This window comes from Pseudomonas sp. S3_B11 (assembly GCF_054667715.1).
The window spans coordinates 1-14,529 of record NZ_CP162749.1 but is presented as its reverse complement, the minus strand read 5'-3'; the positions used below and the strand labels follow the sequence as shown (position 1 = coordinate 14,529).

The window sequence follows — 14,529 nt, the reverse complement described above, 5'->3', positions numbered from 1 at the left end:
CGCACACTGCGAAGGCCCTGGGCTTGGGCTTGAGAACCGCTCTCGGTTATGCTCGGGATCACTTTCGCGTTTCGCCCATAAGCCGAGCCATGACCCGTCTACTGCGCTACACCTTGCTGGGCCTGCTGTTGATCCTCAGCCTGGCCGCCCTGTCGATCTACGGCCTGACCTGGCGGCCACAGCCCCGGGAAACCTTGCCGGTCAGTTGCACCGCCAACGCAGCACCGCTGGCGCCCGGCCAGGCCTTGAAGGTGATGACCTGGAACGTCCAGTTCCTCGCCGGCAAACGCTACGTGTTCTGGCACGACCTGGCCCAGGGCAACGATGAAAGCCCGACCCTGGAAGATATGGCCTTCAGCCTCGACGAAGTGGCACGGGTCATCCGCGACGAGCAGCCGGACGTCGTACTGCTCCAGGAACTGGACAAGGGCGCCAAGGCCAGCGATTACCAGGACCAGCTCAAGCTGTTGCAGGAGCGGCTGGCCGACCTCTATCCGTGCGGCACCAGCGCCTTCGACTGGAAGGCCGACTTTACCCCCGATCCACACATCTTCGGCAGCGTCGGCCGGCAACTGGCGACCCTGAGTCGCTACCGCATCGACCATGCCGAACGGGTACAACTGCCGGTGGCCGACGCCAACATCATCAGCTGTCAGTTCCAGCCGAAAAATGCCTTGTTGGTGAGCTATCTGCCGCTGAGCGGCGGCGGCCGACTGGCGGTGCTCAACACCCACCTGGAACGGGCCACCGAGCCAGACGAAACCCTACCCAGACAAATCACCGCCGTGGCCAAGGCCCTGGATAAACTCGAATCCGCTGGCACACCCTGGCTTATCGGCGGCGACTTCAACCTGCTGCCCCTGGGCCAGTACCGGCGCCTGCCGGCCGAGCAACGCACGCCCTATTCCGCCGACAGCCCCCTGCACCTGTTGTGGGACAAATACCCGATGATCCCCACCAACAACGAGGCCAGCGGTATCGACCGCGGACACTGGCTGACCCACTACCCGAACGACCCCGGCCTCAACGGCCCCGACCGCACCGTCGACTACCTCTTCTACAGCCCGCGCCTCAAACGGGTCGAAGCCCAGGTAAGGCAGGACGATACCTTGCGCATCTCCGATCACTTGCCGGTGATTGCACGGTTCCTGTTGCCGGCAGCGCCTTAGCCCTTTGTGGGAGCCGAGCTTGCTCGCGATTGCGGTGGATCAGCAGCACGGTCATAGACTGACACACCGCTATCGCGAGCAAGCTCGGCTCCCACAGAGTTTGTATTTCATATCCTGAATATCCTCAGCTCACTTACGCGGTTTGACCCGCGCCGTCGCCTCCGCCACCAGCGGATCGTCCGGCCAGTAATGCTTGGGATAGCGCCCCTTGAGGTCTTTCTTCACCTCGGCGTAGGTGCTGCGCCAGAAGTTCGCCAGATCCTGGGTGACCTGCACCGGCCGGCGCGCCGGTGACAGCAAGTGCAACTTGACCACCTGGCGCCCGCCAGCGATGCGCGGGGTGTCGGCCAGGCCGAAGAGCTCCTGCAAGCGCACCGCCAGGATCGGCGGATGCTCGCTGTAGTCCAGGCGGATCGAAGACCCCGAGGGCACGCTCAAATGGTGCGGCGCCAATTCATCCAAGCGTTGCGGCAGGGGCCAGGGCAACAGCGCGTGAACGATGCTCGACAAATCCAGGTTGGCAAAATGGCTGAGGCGCGAGACTCGGCCCAGATACGGCATCAACCAATGCTCTAGGCTGCCCAGCAATGCGCCATCGCTGACATCCGGCCATTCGCTCTCGCCCTTGGCGTCCAGGTCCAGGCGGCGCAGCAGCGCCACCCGCGCCTGCCATTGCCGCAGTTCCGGGGTCCAGGACAATAATTCCAAGCCCTTGCGCCGCACCAGGTTCACCAGGGCCTGGCTACGGGCCGACTCATCCAGGCCGGTCAGCGGTTCGCGGCTGAGCACCAGTTCGCCGACCTTGCGCTGGCGCTCGGCGCGCAGCACGCCTTCGCGCTCGTCCCAATCCAGTTGATCCACCGTGCGTACTTGTTCGGCCAATACCGAATCGAACAGCGCCGGGTCGAAATCCGTCGCCAGGTAGATCCGCTCTTCCCGCTGGCCCTGGCGGCTGCCCAGGTCGGCGATCACCAACCACGTTTGTTTCATCAGGCTGTCAGCCTCGGCAAACAGCGCCGCACGGCCATTGGCCAAACGATATTCAGCGCCGCCGGGCCGGCGTTGCTGGGCGACGCGGTCCGGGTAGGCCAGCGCCAGCAACGCGCCAAGCCAGCGCGGATGATCGGGATCGACCACGGCTTCTTCGGCCTTGCCCCGCAGGTAACCGCGATATTGCCGGGCCAGTTGTCGCGCCCGCTGCACCTCGCCCTGGGCGCCGCGCGCGGCTCGTTCTTCGCCGGACAGCAAGGCCAGGCGACTGTGCAGATCCGCGCCGGCGCCGCGCAGAATATCGCGCTCGCCCAACAGTGCGGCGACGTTGCAGGCCATGTCCGCCAGTCCCAGCGCCTGACCGCGCAGCAGCAGATGAGCGATACGCGGGTGGGCCGGCAATTCGGCCATGGCCTGGCCGTGGCGGGTCAGTTGCTCGCCCTCCAGCGCGCCCAGGCGTTGCAGCAGGTCCTGGGCCTGGGCATACGCAGCGGTGGGCGGAATGTCGAGCCAGACCAATTGCTGCGGCGTCACGCCCCAGCGTCCCAACTGCAGGGCCAATCCGGCCAGGTCCGCCGACAGAATCTCCGCGCTGCCGTAGGCGGCCAATTGCTCATGCTGGTCTTCGGACCACAATCGATAGCAGACACCAGGCTCCAGACGCCCGGCCCGACCAGCCCGCTGGGTAGCGCTGGCTCGGGAAATGCGCTGGGTGTCGAGTCGGGTCATGCCGCTGCCCGGGTCGAAACGCGGCACCCGGGCCAGTCCGGCGTCGATCACCACCCGCACGCCATTGATGGTCAGGCTGGTTTCAGCGATGTTGGTGGCAAGCACCACTTTGCGCTGGCCGAGTGGCGCGGGGTCGATGGCGGCGCGCTGGGCGGCGAGGTCCAGTTCACCGTGCAGCGGACAGAGCAACACATTGCCACCCTCGCCCAAGGCCTCGGCCAGTTGCTGATGGACCCGGCGGATCTCGGCCTGCCCGGGCAAGAACACCAAGACGCTGCCGGTTTCATCCCCCAGTGCATCCAATACGGTCTGCACCAACCGCGGCTCGATGAACTCGCCGGGCTGGAACGGCCGGCCCCAACGCACCGTCACCGGGAACATGCGGCCTTCGCTGCGCAGGATCGGCGCGTTGTCCAGCAACCCGGCCAGGCGCTCACCTTCCAGGGTGGCGGACATCAGCAGGATCTTCAGTGGCTGGTCTTCGCGAAACAGCTCCCGACCGTTGAGGCTCAGGGCCAGGGCCAGGTCGGCGTCGAGACTGCGTTCATGGAATTCATCGAAAATCAGCAGCCCCACGCCTTCCAGCGCCGGGTCGTCCTGCAAACGCCGGGTGAGGATGCCTTCGGTGACCACCTCAATGCGGGTCTTGGGGCCGACCTTGCTGTCGAGGCGAATCCGGTAGCCGACGGTTTCACCGACCTTTTCCCCCAGTTCACTGGCCAGCCGCTCGGCCGCCGCCCGTGCCGCCAGGCGCCGGGGTTCGAGCATCAGGATGGTCTGCCCGGCCAGCCAGGGCTCGTGCAACAAGGCCAGGGGAACACGGGTGGTTTTACCGGCACCGGGTGGCGCTTCGAGCACGGCTTCGTGGCGCGATGCCAAGGCTTGACGCAGGGCGAGTAAAACTTCATCAATCGGCAAAGAAATCATGCTGGCTCCAAAACAGAGGGCCGAGTATAACGGCGAACTGTTTAGCGTGGTCTGGACTCCAACCAGCAACGCCTTTACCTGTTCAGGAGATTGCTATGCGTATTCCCTTTCGCGTGATCGGTGGCGTCCTGGTCGCCTCCTTGCTGACTCAAATCAGCGCCTGTGGCTCGATCTTCTACCCGGACCGTCGCGGCCAGATCGATGGCAAGATCGACCCGGCGATTGCCGCGCTCGATGCCGTCGGCCTGCTGTTCTACATCATCCCCGGCCTGATCGCGTTCGCCGTGGACTTCGCCACCGGCGCCATTTACTTCGAGCCGGGCAAGAGCGTCCAGATCGAGCCAGAGAAACTCAAGCCGGCCATCAACCCCGATGGCACCGTCAATAACCACGTGTTGCAGGCGATCCTGGAACGCGAACTGGGCCGCAGCTTCCCGCTGGACGATCCTCGGCTGATCCAGCACAAGGGCAGCGCGCAACAACTGGCTGCCCTCGGCCTCAAGCCCGCCGCATGACAGGCGCCACCCAAGGAACGACCGCACCATGACCACCAGCACCGAACACGCCCGTCTGCTGCGCCTGGCCACCCGGGCGTCGGTGGCCGTGGCGCTTACCCTGGTCGTCGCCAAGGCCCTGGCCTGGTGGCTGAGCGGCTCGGTGAGCATGCTTGCCGGCCTGACCGACTCGGCACTGGACGGCGTCACCTCGCTGCTCAATCTGCTGGCGGTGCATTACGCGCTGCGCCCCGCCGACGATGACCATCGCTACGGTCATGGCAAGGCCGAATCCCTGGCCGGCATGGCCCAGGCGCTGTTTATCGGCGGCAGTGCGGTATTGATTGCCTTGCAGGCTTTCGAGCGGCTGAAAAATCCGGTGCCGGTGGATGCCCCCTGGCTGAGCGTCGGCGTGATCGTGTTTTCCCTGGGGCTGACCCTGGCGCTGCTGGCGTTGCAGCATCGGGTCATCCGCGCCACCGGCTCCAACGCCGTGCGCGCCGACTCGCTGCACTATCGCTCCGACTTGTTGCTCAACGGCAGCATCCTGGTCGCGCTGGTGCTGGCCGGGTTCGGCTGGTATCAACTCGATGCCTGGTTCGGCCTGGGGATCGCCATTTACATTCTGTGGAGCGCCGTCCAGATCGCCCGGGAAAGCTTTGCCGTGCTGATGGATCAGGAACTGCCGCCCGACGTCAGCCAGCACATGCTGGAACTGGCCTGCGCCGTGCCCGGCGTGCTCGGTGCCCATGACCTGCGTACGCGGATCTCCGGCAACCACTGGTTCGTGCAACTGCACCTGGAGCTGCCGGGAGAACTGACCCTGTCAGTGGCCCACGGCATCAGCGACCAGGCCGCCGATGCGATCCATCATGCTTATCCGAAGGCCGAAGTGCTGGTGCATGCCGATCCGTCGGAAGTGGTAAAAGCCGTCAGCGCATAACTTGTGGCGAGGGGATTTATCCCCTCGCCACAAAAAGCAGCGTCCGCACGATCTTTACCGCGTCTCAGTACGTCACCTGATACCCACGACTACTCAAGCAACTCCCCTGGGCCTGGCGATAGGCCTGCACCACTTCCGGCGCCGGTGGGTAGCTGTAGTTGCGCGGGTCGAAACCGCTCTGCTGCACTGCCCAGCGATAGCAGTCGTAGCCATCCTGATTGACCTGCTCGGGCGACTGGCCGTTAGCCGGATAGGCCACCACGTCAAAGCTGTTGCCTTGGGGTTGAGGCTGCGGGTTGGCCACGGGCGGCTCGACCACGACGTAGTCCTGGGTGCTGGCTTCGTAGATGTAATAGGCGCCGGCAGCGAGAAAGAACAGCGAGCTGCCGATCCACACTTCCCTGGCGTAATCGGGCAGGTAACGGGTACGGATGCCCCGCGGTGGCTCGACCACGATGTAACGCGGCCCTTGAGGGCGATACCAGTAGCCGCCCGAGTAGAAATAATCCTGGCCGCGATAGGGCACGCGGTAGTTGCGATCCGGGAAACGGTCGATCACGTAACCCGGGCGATACTGCGGTCCCGGGCCCCAGCCGTTGCCATGGCCGTCCGGTCGACCGGGCCAATGCTGCTCGGGACGATTGTCGTGGCTTGGGCGTGGCCCGCCGTTTGGATAACCGTCGTTGCGACGCGGGACATCGCGGTAATACCCTGGTTGCGGTTCGCGGGTCTGGGTCACGCTGTCGGGCCGGCCCTGGATCGGCAGGTTGTTGCCGGGCTGCGGCTGCGGACGGCCATGGTCGTTGGGGTCTTGAGGGCCACGATCATAGCGCTGGCCGCCCTGGTATTGCGGCTGTGGCTTGACCTCGAACTGACGACTGTTGTCGCCCCGAATGATTTCGTTGCTCTGCGCCCGTGGCTGGCCCGAGTAACCCTGGCCGTTGCCGCCGCGTCCGTCCTGACCACGACCGCCGTCGGGGCCGCCACGGTTTTGCTGATCGTCGGCCATACCCTGCGCACTGACACTTGCCCACAACAGACCAACACCTGCCAAACGCCAGATGCGCGACTTCATGAAATTCCTCACAACGGTTCAGGGCCTGATAGTAAGACTGGAAAAGCCCAGGCCGGTTCTGCGATAGGTTATCAGCCACGGGGTTTATTTCGCAGGCATTAAAAAAGGGAGGCCCGTCGGCCTCCCCTTGAGAATTTCGTCCGTGCTCGACGCTTATGACGTCGGCTCACCTCACGCCGTCTTCTGGACAGTGTGCAGCTCGGGGGTCTGCCAGTACCGGTGGGTACTGCGACCGCAGCCGGCCTGATTGGGCGGGCTGCACTGGACTGTTTGTCCGAGCAGTGATCTTGGTGATAAGAGTAAACCTGAGGTGCCGACAGATGATTGCGAAGATTGCGGAAATAAACACCACTTGCGCAATTTTTAACCTCGGATAGATAATCTTCCGCAATTATCAAGATAAAGGCCCGACCGATGAGCAAACTCGACCGATACGACCTGAGCATTCTGGCGGAATTGCAGCGCGACGCGCGCATCTCCAACCAGGAACTGGCCGAACGCATCGGCCTGTCGCCCTCCCCCTGCTCGCGACGGGTCAAGCAGTTGGAGGATGACGGCTACATCACCCGCCAGGTCGCCCTGCTCGACCGCAAGCTGCTGGGCCTGAGCCTGACGGCTTATGTGCTGATCGGCATGGACCGCCACACCCCCGAGCGTTTCGAGAACTTCGAAGCCGCCATCCGTAACTTGCCGCAAGTACTGGAGTGCAGCCTGGTGACCGGGATGGACGCGGACTACCAGCTCAAGGTGGTGGTGCCGGACATGGACCACTACCAGAAACTGCTGCTGGGGCACCTGACCCGGATCGATGGCGTCACCAGCGTGCGTTCAAGTTTTGTGCTGAACCAGGTACTCAACAGCACCGAACTGCCGTTGACGCATCTGCGCAGCTGACCGCTTTTGTGGCATTGATCGTTCCCACGCTCTGCGTGGGAACGCCTCTCCGGACGCTCTGCGTTCGGCTCTTGGAGGGACGCAGAGCGTCCCGGGCTGCATTCCCACGCAGAGCGTGGGAACGATCAACAGTGAACTTGAGGCGATGAATAGCTGCGACACACCGCCGCAGGCCAATCCCGCGCCCGCGCCCCATGCCTTATACTCGCCGCGCCTTTTCAACCCCGCCCACGCCGGAGTGTCCTGATGGATCCTGCTGTTTTCGAAGAGTGGATGATGACCGGCCTGGTCAGCATCCTGATCATTTTCATGGGTTTCATCGTCTGGGACTTGGCGAAGAAGTCCAAGGCCGGACGTTTCGGCTCGTTCATCCTGTTTTTCGTGCTGGGCCTCGGTGTGGCCGCGTTCGTCATCAAGAGCGTGGTGATCGGCCTGATCGAGTCCGGAGCGTTATAAGCGCGCTGGCACTTCCTTCCACTGGCCCTGATCGAGCCCTTCGATCGTCCAGTCGCCGATCCTGACCCGCACCAGGCGCAATGTCGGCAAACCCACGGCGGCGGTCATGCGTCGTACCTGGCGATTGCGCCCCTCGCGTATCACCAGCTCCACCCAGCTTGTGGGCACGCTTTTACGAAAACGTACCGGCGGGTTGCGCGGCCACAATTGCGGCTCATCCAATGAGCGCGCCTCGGCCGGCAGGGTCATGCCGTCGTTCAACTCCACCCCATCGCGCAATCGCTGCAACTGTTCGGCACTCGGCTCGCCCTCCACCTGCACCCAATAGGTCTTGGCCAGCTTGTGCTTGGGGTCGGCAATCCGCGCCTGCAACTGCCCATCGTTGGTCAGCAACAGCAAGCCTTCGCTGTCGCGGTCCAGTCGTCCGGCCGGGTAGATGCCCGGTACGTCGATAAAATCCTTGAGCGTCGCCCGCCCCTCACCGTCACTGAATTGCGTCAGTACATCGAAGGGTTTATTGAACAGGATCAGCTTCGGCTCGGCCGGCGGGGCCTTGGCCATACGGCGCGGGGCGGAGGCTGGAAGCTTCGCGCCAGGGCGACGGGAAGCAGGGCGTGGAGGACGGGGCATGGCGAATACAACATTTAACGTTCGGGCCCACCATGCTAGTGGCCCGACCGTTAAATAACCACCACCCCCTTCAACGGGGCATCAGCGGAACGGCGGCTCGTCGAAGCTGCGCAGCTTGCGCGAATGCAACGAGTTGAGTTCGGTGCGCAACAGGTCCAACGCCTCGATGCCGATCTTCAGGTGCTGGTTGACCGCTCGCTCATAGAACGCGTTGGCCGAGCCCGGCAGCTTGATTTCGCTGTGCAACGGTTTGTCCGAGACACAAAGCAACGTGCCGTAAGGCACCCGCAGGCGATAACCCTGGGCGGCGATGGTGCCGCTTTCCATGTCCACCGCCACCGCGCGGGACAGGTTGATCAGCGGACGCTCCTGGGCCCAGCGCAGTTCCCAGTTGCGGTCGTCATAAGTCAGCACGGTACCGGTGCGCAGGCGTTTTTTCAGCTCGTCGCCCTTTTCGCCGGTGATGTTCGCCGCGGCCTGTTGAAGCGCCATCTGCACTTCGGCCAGGGCCGGAATCGGAATGTTCGGTGGCACCACCCGGTCGAGAATGCCGTCGCGGCGCATGTAGGCGTGGGCCAGCACGTAGTCACCGATGGTCTGGGACTGCCGCAGCCCGCCGCAGTGGCCGATCATCAGCCAGCAATGCGGGCGCAGCACGGCCAGGTGGTCGGTGATGTTCTTGGCGTTGGAAGGGCCGACGCCGATGTTCACCAGGGTCACGCCATGGCCATCATTGGTCTGCAGGTGATAGGCCGGCATCTGGTAGCGGTGCCAGACCACACCGGCGGCGATGGCCGATGCTTCGCTGTGCTCCATGTTCTTGTCGATGATCACGTTGCCCGGCAGGACCATGCGCACAAAGCGCGGGTCGCTGCGCAGTTGCTCCAGGCCATGGACGATGAACTGGTCGACATAGCGGTGATAGTTGGTCAACAGGATCCACGGCTGCACATGGCGCCAGTCGCTGCCGGTGTAATGCACCAGCCGGCGCAGGGAAAAATCCACCCGCGCGGCGTCGAACAGCGCCAAGGGCAGTGGGTCGGTGTTTTCCCAGTCATAGAGGCCGTCGGCAATGCCATCGGTGGCGGCCGACAGGTCGGTGCTGGGGAAAACCCGCGCCAGCACGGCGGCGGTCACGCCGGAGCCGGCCAGTTCGTCGCCCTGCTCCACCACGTACGGGTACGGAATGTTCTGCTCGCTGACGCCCACTTCCACGGTGACGGTAAAGTCGTGCATCAGCGGGACCAGCTGTTCCAGCAGGTACTTACGGAAAGCGGCGGGGTGGGTGACGGTGACGCTGTAGGTGCCGGGCAACTGGACCTTGGCATAGGCACGCGTGGTTTGCGGGACTTCGCCGTGGCAGTGATAAGTCAGCCGCAAGGCCGGATAGCGAAACAACGCACGCTGTTCGGCATCCGGCTCGACGCGGTCCTTGAGATAACGCATCAGCGCCTGGTTCAACGCGGTGGTCGCACGCTCGTGCAGGGCCGCCAGACGATCCACGGCTTGTTCGGCGGTTTGAACGACAATAAACGCTTCGGTCACGATCAGCTTCCTGTGTTCTGACTTGCAGGCCTTCATCTTGCCTGCATCGCCGCCCGACGGGAACAGTGGCGTAGTGGACTCGATCGATTCCCTGCGGGAGCGAGCTTGCTCGCGATAGCGGTGTATCAGTCACCACAGATGCTGGATGTACCTCCGTCATCGCGGGCAAGCCTTGCTCCCACATGGACTCCGGGATGCTCTGTGGGAGCTGAGCTTGCTCGCGATAGCGGTGTATCAGGCACCACAGATGTTGGATGTACCGATGCCTTCGCGAGCAGGCTCGCTCCCACAGGGTACGTGTCGTGTCCAAAAGCCGTGTGGGGTGGAGCGCGTCACGATCGCCTCGACATTCAAGCCCCGAGGCAAGGCACCGTACACCCGGCCGGCCGAACCCAGGCGACTGGCGATGAAGGCATCGCTGACCTCACTGTTCCCGGCTTCGAGCAACAGCTTGGCCTGCAGGCCAACGGCGATGTCTTCGGTCAATTGCCGGGCGCGGTACTGGATGTCGTCGGTATCCTTGAACGCGGCGTGCAATTGGTGGATGTGGCCAGCCAGGCGCTTGTCGCCGTGGCCATCGCCCAGTTCGCTGAACAATACCTCCAGCATGCCGGGCTCCTTGGACAAGGCGCGCAGCACATCCAGGCATTGCACGTTGCCGGAGCCTTCCCACGTCGAGTTGACCGGCGCTTCTCGGTACAGGCGCGGCAGGATGCTGTCTTCGACGTAGCCGGCACCGCCCATGCATTCGGCGGCTTCATTGATCATCGCGGGGGCGCGCTTGCAGATCCAGTACTTGCCCACTGCCGTCACCAACCGGGCGAACTTGGCCTCATGCTCGTCATTCAAGTGGTCCAGCGCCCGGCCCATGCGCAGGCTCAAGGCCAGTGCGGACTCGCTTTCCAGCGCCAGGTCAGCCAGGACGTTTTGCATCAGCGGCTGTTCACTCAACAACTTGCCACCGACCTTGCGGTGCGCGCAGTGATGGCTGGCCTGGGTCAGCGCCTGGCGCATCAGGGCGCTGGAGCCGACCATGCAATCGAAACGGGTCATGGCGACCATCTCGATGATCGTCGGCACGCCCCGCCCTTCTTCACCGACCATCCAGGCCAGTGCGCCACGGAACTCGACTTCGCTGGAGGCGTTGGAACAGTTGCCCAGCTTGTTCTTCAGCCGCTGGATGTAGAACTGATTGCGGGTGTCGTCGGGGCGATGGCGCGGCAACAGGAAACAGGTCAGCCCCTTGTCGGTCTGGGCCAAGGTGAGGAAGGCATCGCACATCGGCGCCGAACAGAACCATTTGTGCCCAACCAGCTCATAGGCCTGGCCCGGGCCGCTGGCGCCCACCGGATAGGCCTTGGTGGTGTTGGCCCGCACATCGGTGCCGCCCTGTTTTTCGGTCATCGCCATGCCCAGGGTCACGCCGGCCTTGTGGGCCATGCCGACGTTGCGCGGGTCGTACTCGGTGGCCAGCACCTTGGGCACCCAGTGCTCGGCCAGGTCCGGCTGCAAGCGCAGCGCCGGCACACTGGCGAAGGTCATGGTCAGGGGGCAGCCGGTGCCGGCTTCGGCCTGGCTATGCAAATAGGTCATCGACGCCCGGGCGACATGCGCGCCGGGTTGCGGGTGCGCCCAGGGCAAACTGGGCAGGTCGTGCTCGACGGCAGTGCGCATCAACTGGTGATAAGCCGGATGGAACTCCACCAGGTCGATGCGATGGCCATAACGGTCATGGCTGGAGAACACCGGTTTGTTCTGGTTGGCCAGGAAGCCCGCTTCCATCAACGGTCCGCCGGCCAGCGCCCCATACGCATCGATCCGCGCCTGCGCCCAGCCCGCCCCAAAGCGCTGTGACCACTGCTGCAGCGGCAGGTCGATGCGGTACAGGTTGGCGCCATCCAGGGACGGCGGCTGATTGGTGACGTCGTGGGTTTCAGCGAACTGGTGCAGGTTCATGACAGGGCTCCTCGATCGGCCAGGGATTCAGTTAAGCACCGCCTCCAGGCCGAACAAAGTGTCATATGCGCCTAAATGTCGGCGCTTTCACCCTGTCTTGGGCAAAGCACCCGGCGCTGGAGCATCGCCTGCAGTGCCTCGAACTTCACTGGCTTGTTCAAGTAATCGACCGGCGCGCCCGAAGGACAGCACTCACGCCCCTCGTTCGGGCTGACCACCAGCACCGGCAGTTCCTCGCAGCCGGACAAGGCGTGGATCTGGCAGCAGAGCGACACGCCGTCCAGTGGCGGCAACTGGCAATCGAGCAGCACCGCATCAAAGCGCTCGCCGTGCAGCAGATCCAGCGCGGCGCGGCCACTGTCGGCGGTGCGCACCCGATAACCGAGCTTGAGCAACATGCCGCGCATGACCAACTGATCGATGCTGTTGTCATCGGCCAGTAGCACCGTGCAATCCTGTGGCAGGCGCGAACCCTGGTGGCCACCGAAGGAAAACGGCGTCGGGACCGCCGCTGGCAAGGCCACGTCAAACTCTACGTCCAACTGGAAACGGCTGCCACGACCGGGTTCGGAGGTGTGGGTCAGACGTCCGCCCAGCAGTTCCACCAGTTGCCGACAGATAGCCAGCCCCACGCCGAGGCCGCCATATTCGCGGGTCATCGAGCCGTCGAGTTGGAAGAAGCGCTGGTACAAGGTCGCTTCCCCCAGGTCGGTAAAACCGATTCCGGTGTCGATGACGGCAAAGGACAGCACCAGCCGATCAAGCGCCGTCGGCCGGCCGCTGACTCGCAGAGCCAGGCCGCCAACCCGGGTGAACTTGATGGCGTTGTCCAGCAGGCATTCCAGGCTCTGGGCCAGTTTGCCGCTGTCGCCGAGCAACCGGTCCGCCAAACCCGGGGCCACATCGACCTTGAAGTCCAGGCCCTTGGCCGCGGCATTGGCGCCGAACTGCACCTGCAGCGCATCGACCACCCCACGCAGGCTGAACGGTGCCGGATAGACCTTGAGCTTGCCGGCCTGCAACTCGGTCAGGGTGAGCATGCCATTGACCATGCGCATCATGTCCCGCGCCGAGCCGGCGGCGGTCTGTTGATACTGGGTCAGTTCCTCGTCCATCTCGACGGTTTCCATCAGCTCAAGGGAACCGATCACGCCATTCATCGGCGTGCGCAGTTCATGGGTCAGCGTGGCGAGGAATTCATCCTTGAGCTTGTTGCCGTGGGCCAGTTGCTGGTTGAGCACTTCGAGTTTCTGCCCGGCGTCCAACAGGGTCTGGGCCTGCTGCTCGCGCATGGCATTGATGCGGTCGGCCAGGGCCAGGGACAACAGCGCCACTTCGATGGCCGAGCCGATCTGGCTGGCGTACATGGTCAGGAAGACGTTCGGCAGGTAACCGAGCACCATCAACGTGTTGACGATGCCCCCCAGCAGAAACGCCGACCAGGCAATGATGAAATAACGCGCCACCCGCAGGCCACGCCACCAGGCAAACAACCCGGCGGCAAAGATCGCCACCGTGAACAGCAGCGCCAACACCGTCGCCAGGCGCAGCGCCAGGGCATAACTGGTCATCAGCGACAGACCGACCACCCCGGCGCTGTAGGCGATCAGCGCCAGCAGCAAGCGGTCCAGCCAACGGCTATGCTGGGCGGTTTGCAGGAAACTGCGAGCGAACTGGCTGCCAAACAGGCCCGCGCAGCCGATGAAGAACGGCGTCGCCGCATTGGCCCACCAGGGGTTATCCGGCCAGAAATACTCCACGGCGGCACCGTTGACCGACAACTGGTACAGGCCGAACGAGGCAATGTAGAAGATGTAATAGAGGTAGCTGGTATCGCGCACGCTCAGGTAGATGAACAGGTTGTAGACCAGCATCCCCAGCAGCACGCCATAGATGATCCCCAGTACATACAAGCGCACGGGCTGTTGTTCGAGATACGCGGTGCTCGACCACAGCGTCAGCGGCGCCTGGATCGAACCCTGGCTTTGCAGGCGCAGGTAGAGGGTCTGCTGTTGTTCGGGCTTGAAAGCCAGGCTGAACAGGTAGTTGTTCTGGCGGATCTCGCGGCTGGCGAACGGCAACGCATCACCGGTCTGGCGAACCAGGCGATAGCCCCTCGCCGCATCGGGCAAATACAAGTCGAGGTGGTCCAGCGGCGGGTATGCCAGCTCCAGCAGCCAGGTGCGCTGGGCGTCCGGATTGCCGGGACGGTAGTGCAGGTCGATTTTCAACCAGAAGGCTGATCGCGAGTAACCGGCGTTCAGGGTAGCTTGGTCATGGGGCTTGAAAGCACCAGCGGCAGCCTGAGCCAGGACATCGTCAATGGTGGCCGTGCCGCGCGCATCTTCGAACACCAGCAGGGCATGGCCCAAGGGCAGGTTTTGGGTGAATTCATCGAATTCGAGAGCACTTGCCAAAGGGGACAAGCACAGCAACAACATCAGCAAATAGCGCATTTAAGCCCCAGCGCGGCCTGTCCGGTTGAGTCAGGAAGCCCCCCATTCCCTGAGTAGACGTAAAACCGGCATTACCTGTTATGAGTTGGATCCATCCCTAGCATAGCCGCTGATGGCCAATTTGCACCATTGAATTTTTTCCTACAAAAGGCTCTAGAACGGGCGTTTCAGAGCAAAGCATTGAGATAGAGCTGTTGCCTTGTTCAGGTCGACAAATGACGGGGCAAAAAAGCATCCACCCGCAAGCGACTCAACATAAAACCCT

General features: G+C 63.4%; 10 protein-coding genes and 1 pseudogene. 5 read left to right on the top strand and 6 right to left on the bottom strand.

From position 1 onward, the window contains the following. Window positions 1–89 precede the first annotated feature (89 nt). Complete coding sequence (locus AB4O22_RS00055; protein ID WP_460095746.1) at window positions 90–1,169, top strand: endonuclease/exonuclease/phosphatase family protein; 1,080 nt, start codon at window positions 90–92, stop codon at window positions 1,167–1,169. A gap of 129 nt (window positions 1,170–1,298) precedes the next feature. Here the strand turns inward: AB4O22_RS00055 and hrpB are convergent, their stop codons facing one another. Further along, on the bottom strand, window positions 1,299–3,815 hold the full coding sequence (gene hrpB / locus AB4O22_RS00050) for an ATP-dependent helicase HrpB (RefSeq protein WP_460158235.1): 2,517 nt from the start codon (window positions 3,813–3,815) through the stop codon (window positions 1,299–1,301). A 95-nt stretch (window positions 3,816–3,910) separates the two neighbouring features. Here hrpB and AB4O22_RS00045 point away from each other — a divergent pair, with 95 nt between their 5' ends. Together AB4O22_RS00045 and AB4O22_RS00040 are read left to right on the top strand one after the other, a co-directional pair. Beyond that, the gene (locus tag AB4O22_RS00045) at window positions 3,911–4,330 is read left to right on the top strand and encodes a polyribonucleotide nucleotidyltransferase (RefSeq protein ID WP_092149960.1); all 420 of its coding nucleotides are present in this window, start codon (window positions 3,911–3,913) and stop codon (window positions 4,328–4,330) included. A 28-nt stretch (window positions 4,331–4,358) separates the two neighbouring features. Beyond that, on the top strand, window positions 4,359–5,252 hold the full coding sequence (locus AB4O22_RS00040) for a cation diffusion facilitator family transporter (protein ID WP_223472237.1): 894 nt from the start codon (window positions 4,359–4,361) through the stop codon (window positions 5,250–5,252). A gap of 64 nt (window positions 5,253–5,316) precedes the next feature. Here AB4O22_RS00040 and AB4O22_RS00035 read toward each other — a convergent pair whose 3' ends face one another. Further along, window positions 5,317–6,327: a DUF6515 family protein gene (locus AB4O22_RS00035; RefSeq protein WP_223472236.1), complete on the bottom strand. Its 1,011-nt coding sequence runs from the start codon at window positions 6,325–6,327 to the stop codon at window positions 5,317–5,319. Between the two features lie 414 nt (window positions 6,328–6,741). On the opposite strand from AB4O22_RS00035, the gene AB4O22_RS00030 reads away from it, so the two are divergent. Further along, window positions 6,742–7,221 (top strand): Lrp/AsnC family transcriptional regulator, encoded by a 480-nt coding sequence (locus tag AB4O22_RS00030; protein WP_003185723.1) that lies wholly within the window; start codon window positions 6,742–6,744, stop codon window positions 7,219–7,221. A gap of 246 nt (window positions 7,222–7,467) precedes the next feature. Next, a complete protein-coding gene (locus AB4O22_RS00025; protein WP_003185724.1) occupies window positions 7,468–7,677 on the top strand; it encodes a DUF2788 domain-containing protein in 210 nt (69 codons plus the stop codon). On the opposite strand, the gene AB4O22_RS00020 is transcribed toward AB4O22_RS00025, so the two are convergent. From AB4O22_RS00020 to AB4O22_RS00005, 4 genes and pseudogenes are all read right to left on the bottom strand, one after another. After that, window positions 7,672–8,238 carry a pseudouridine synthase gene (locus tag AB4O22_RS00020; protein ID WP_161796661.1) on the bottom strand — a complete coding sequence of 189 codons (567 nt, stop codon included), beginning with the start codon at window positions 8,236–8,238 and terminating at the stop codon, window positions 7,672–7,674. The genes AB4O22_RS00025 and AB4O22_RS00020 overlap by 6 nt on opposite strands. Window positions 8,239–8,388: 150 nt before the next feature. Beyond that, window positions 8,389–9,888: an AMP nucleosidase gene (gene amn / locus AB4O22_RS00015; RefSeq protein WP_161796662.1), complete on the bottom strand. Its 1,500-nt coding sequence runs from the start codon at window positions 9,886–9,888 to the stop codon at window positions 8,389–8,391. Window positions 9,889–10,167: 279 nt separating this feature from the next. Then, window positions 10,168–11,808, bottom strand: a pseudogene (locus AB4O22_RS00010) (acyl-CoA dehydrogenase family protein); the annotation flags it as partial. Window positions 11,809–11,879: 71 nt separating this feature from the next. Continuing rightward, on the bottom strand, window positions 11,880–14,264 hold the full coding sequence (locus AB4O22_RS00005; RefSeq protein WP_460095744.1) for a hybrid sensor histidine kinase/response regulator: 2,385 nt from the start codon (window positions 14,262–14,264) through the stop codon (window positions 11,880–11,882). Window positions 14,265–14,529 lie beyond the last annotated feature (265 nt).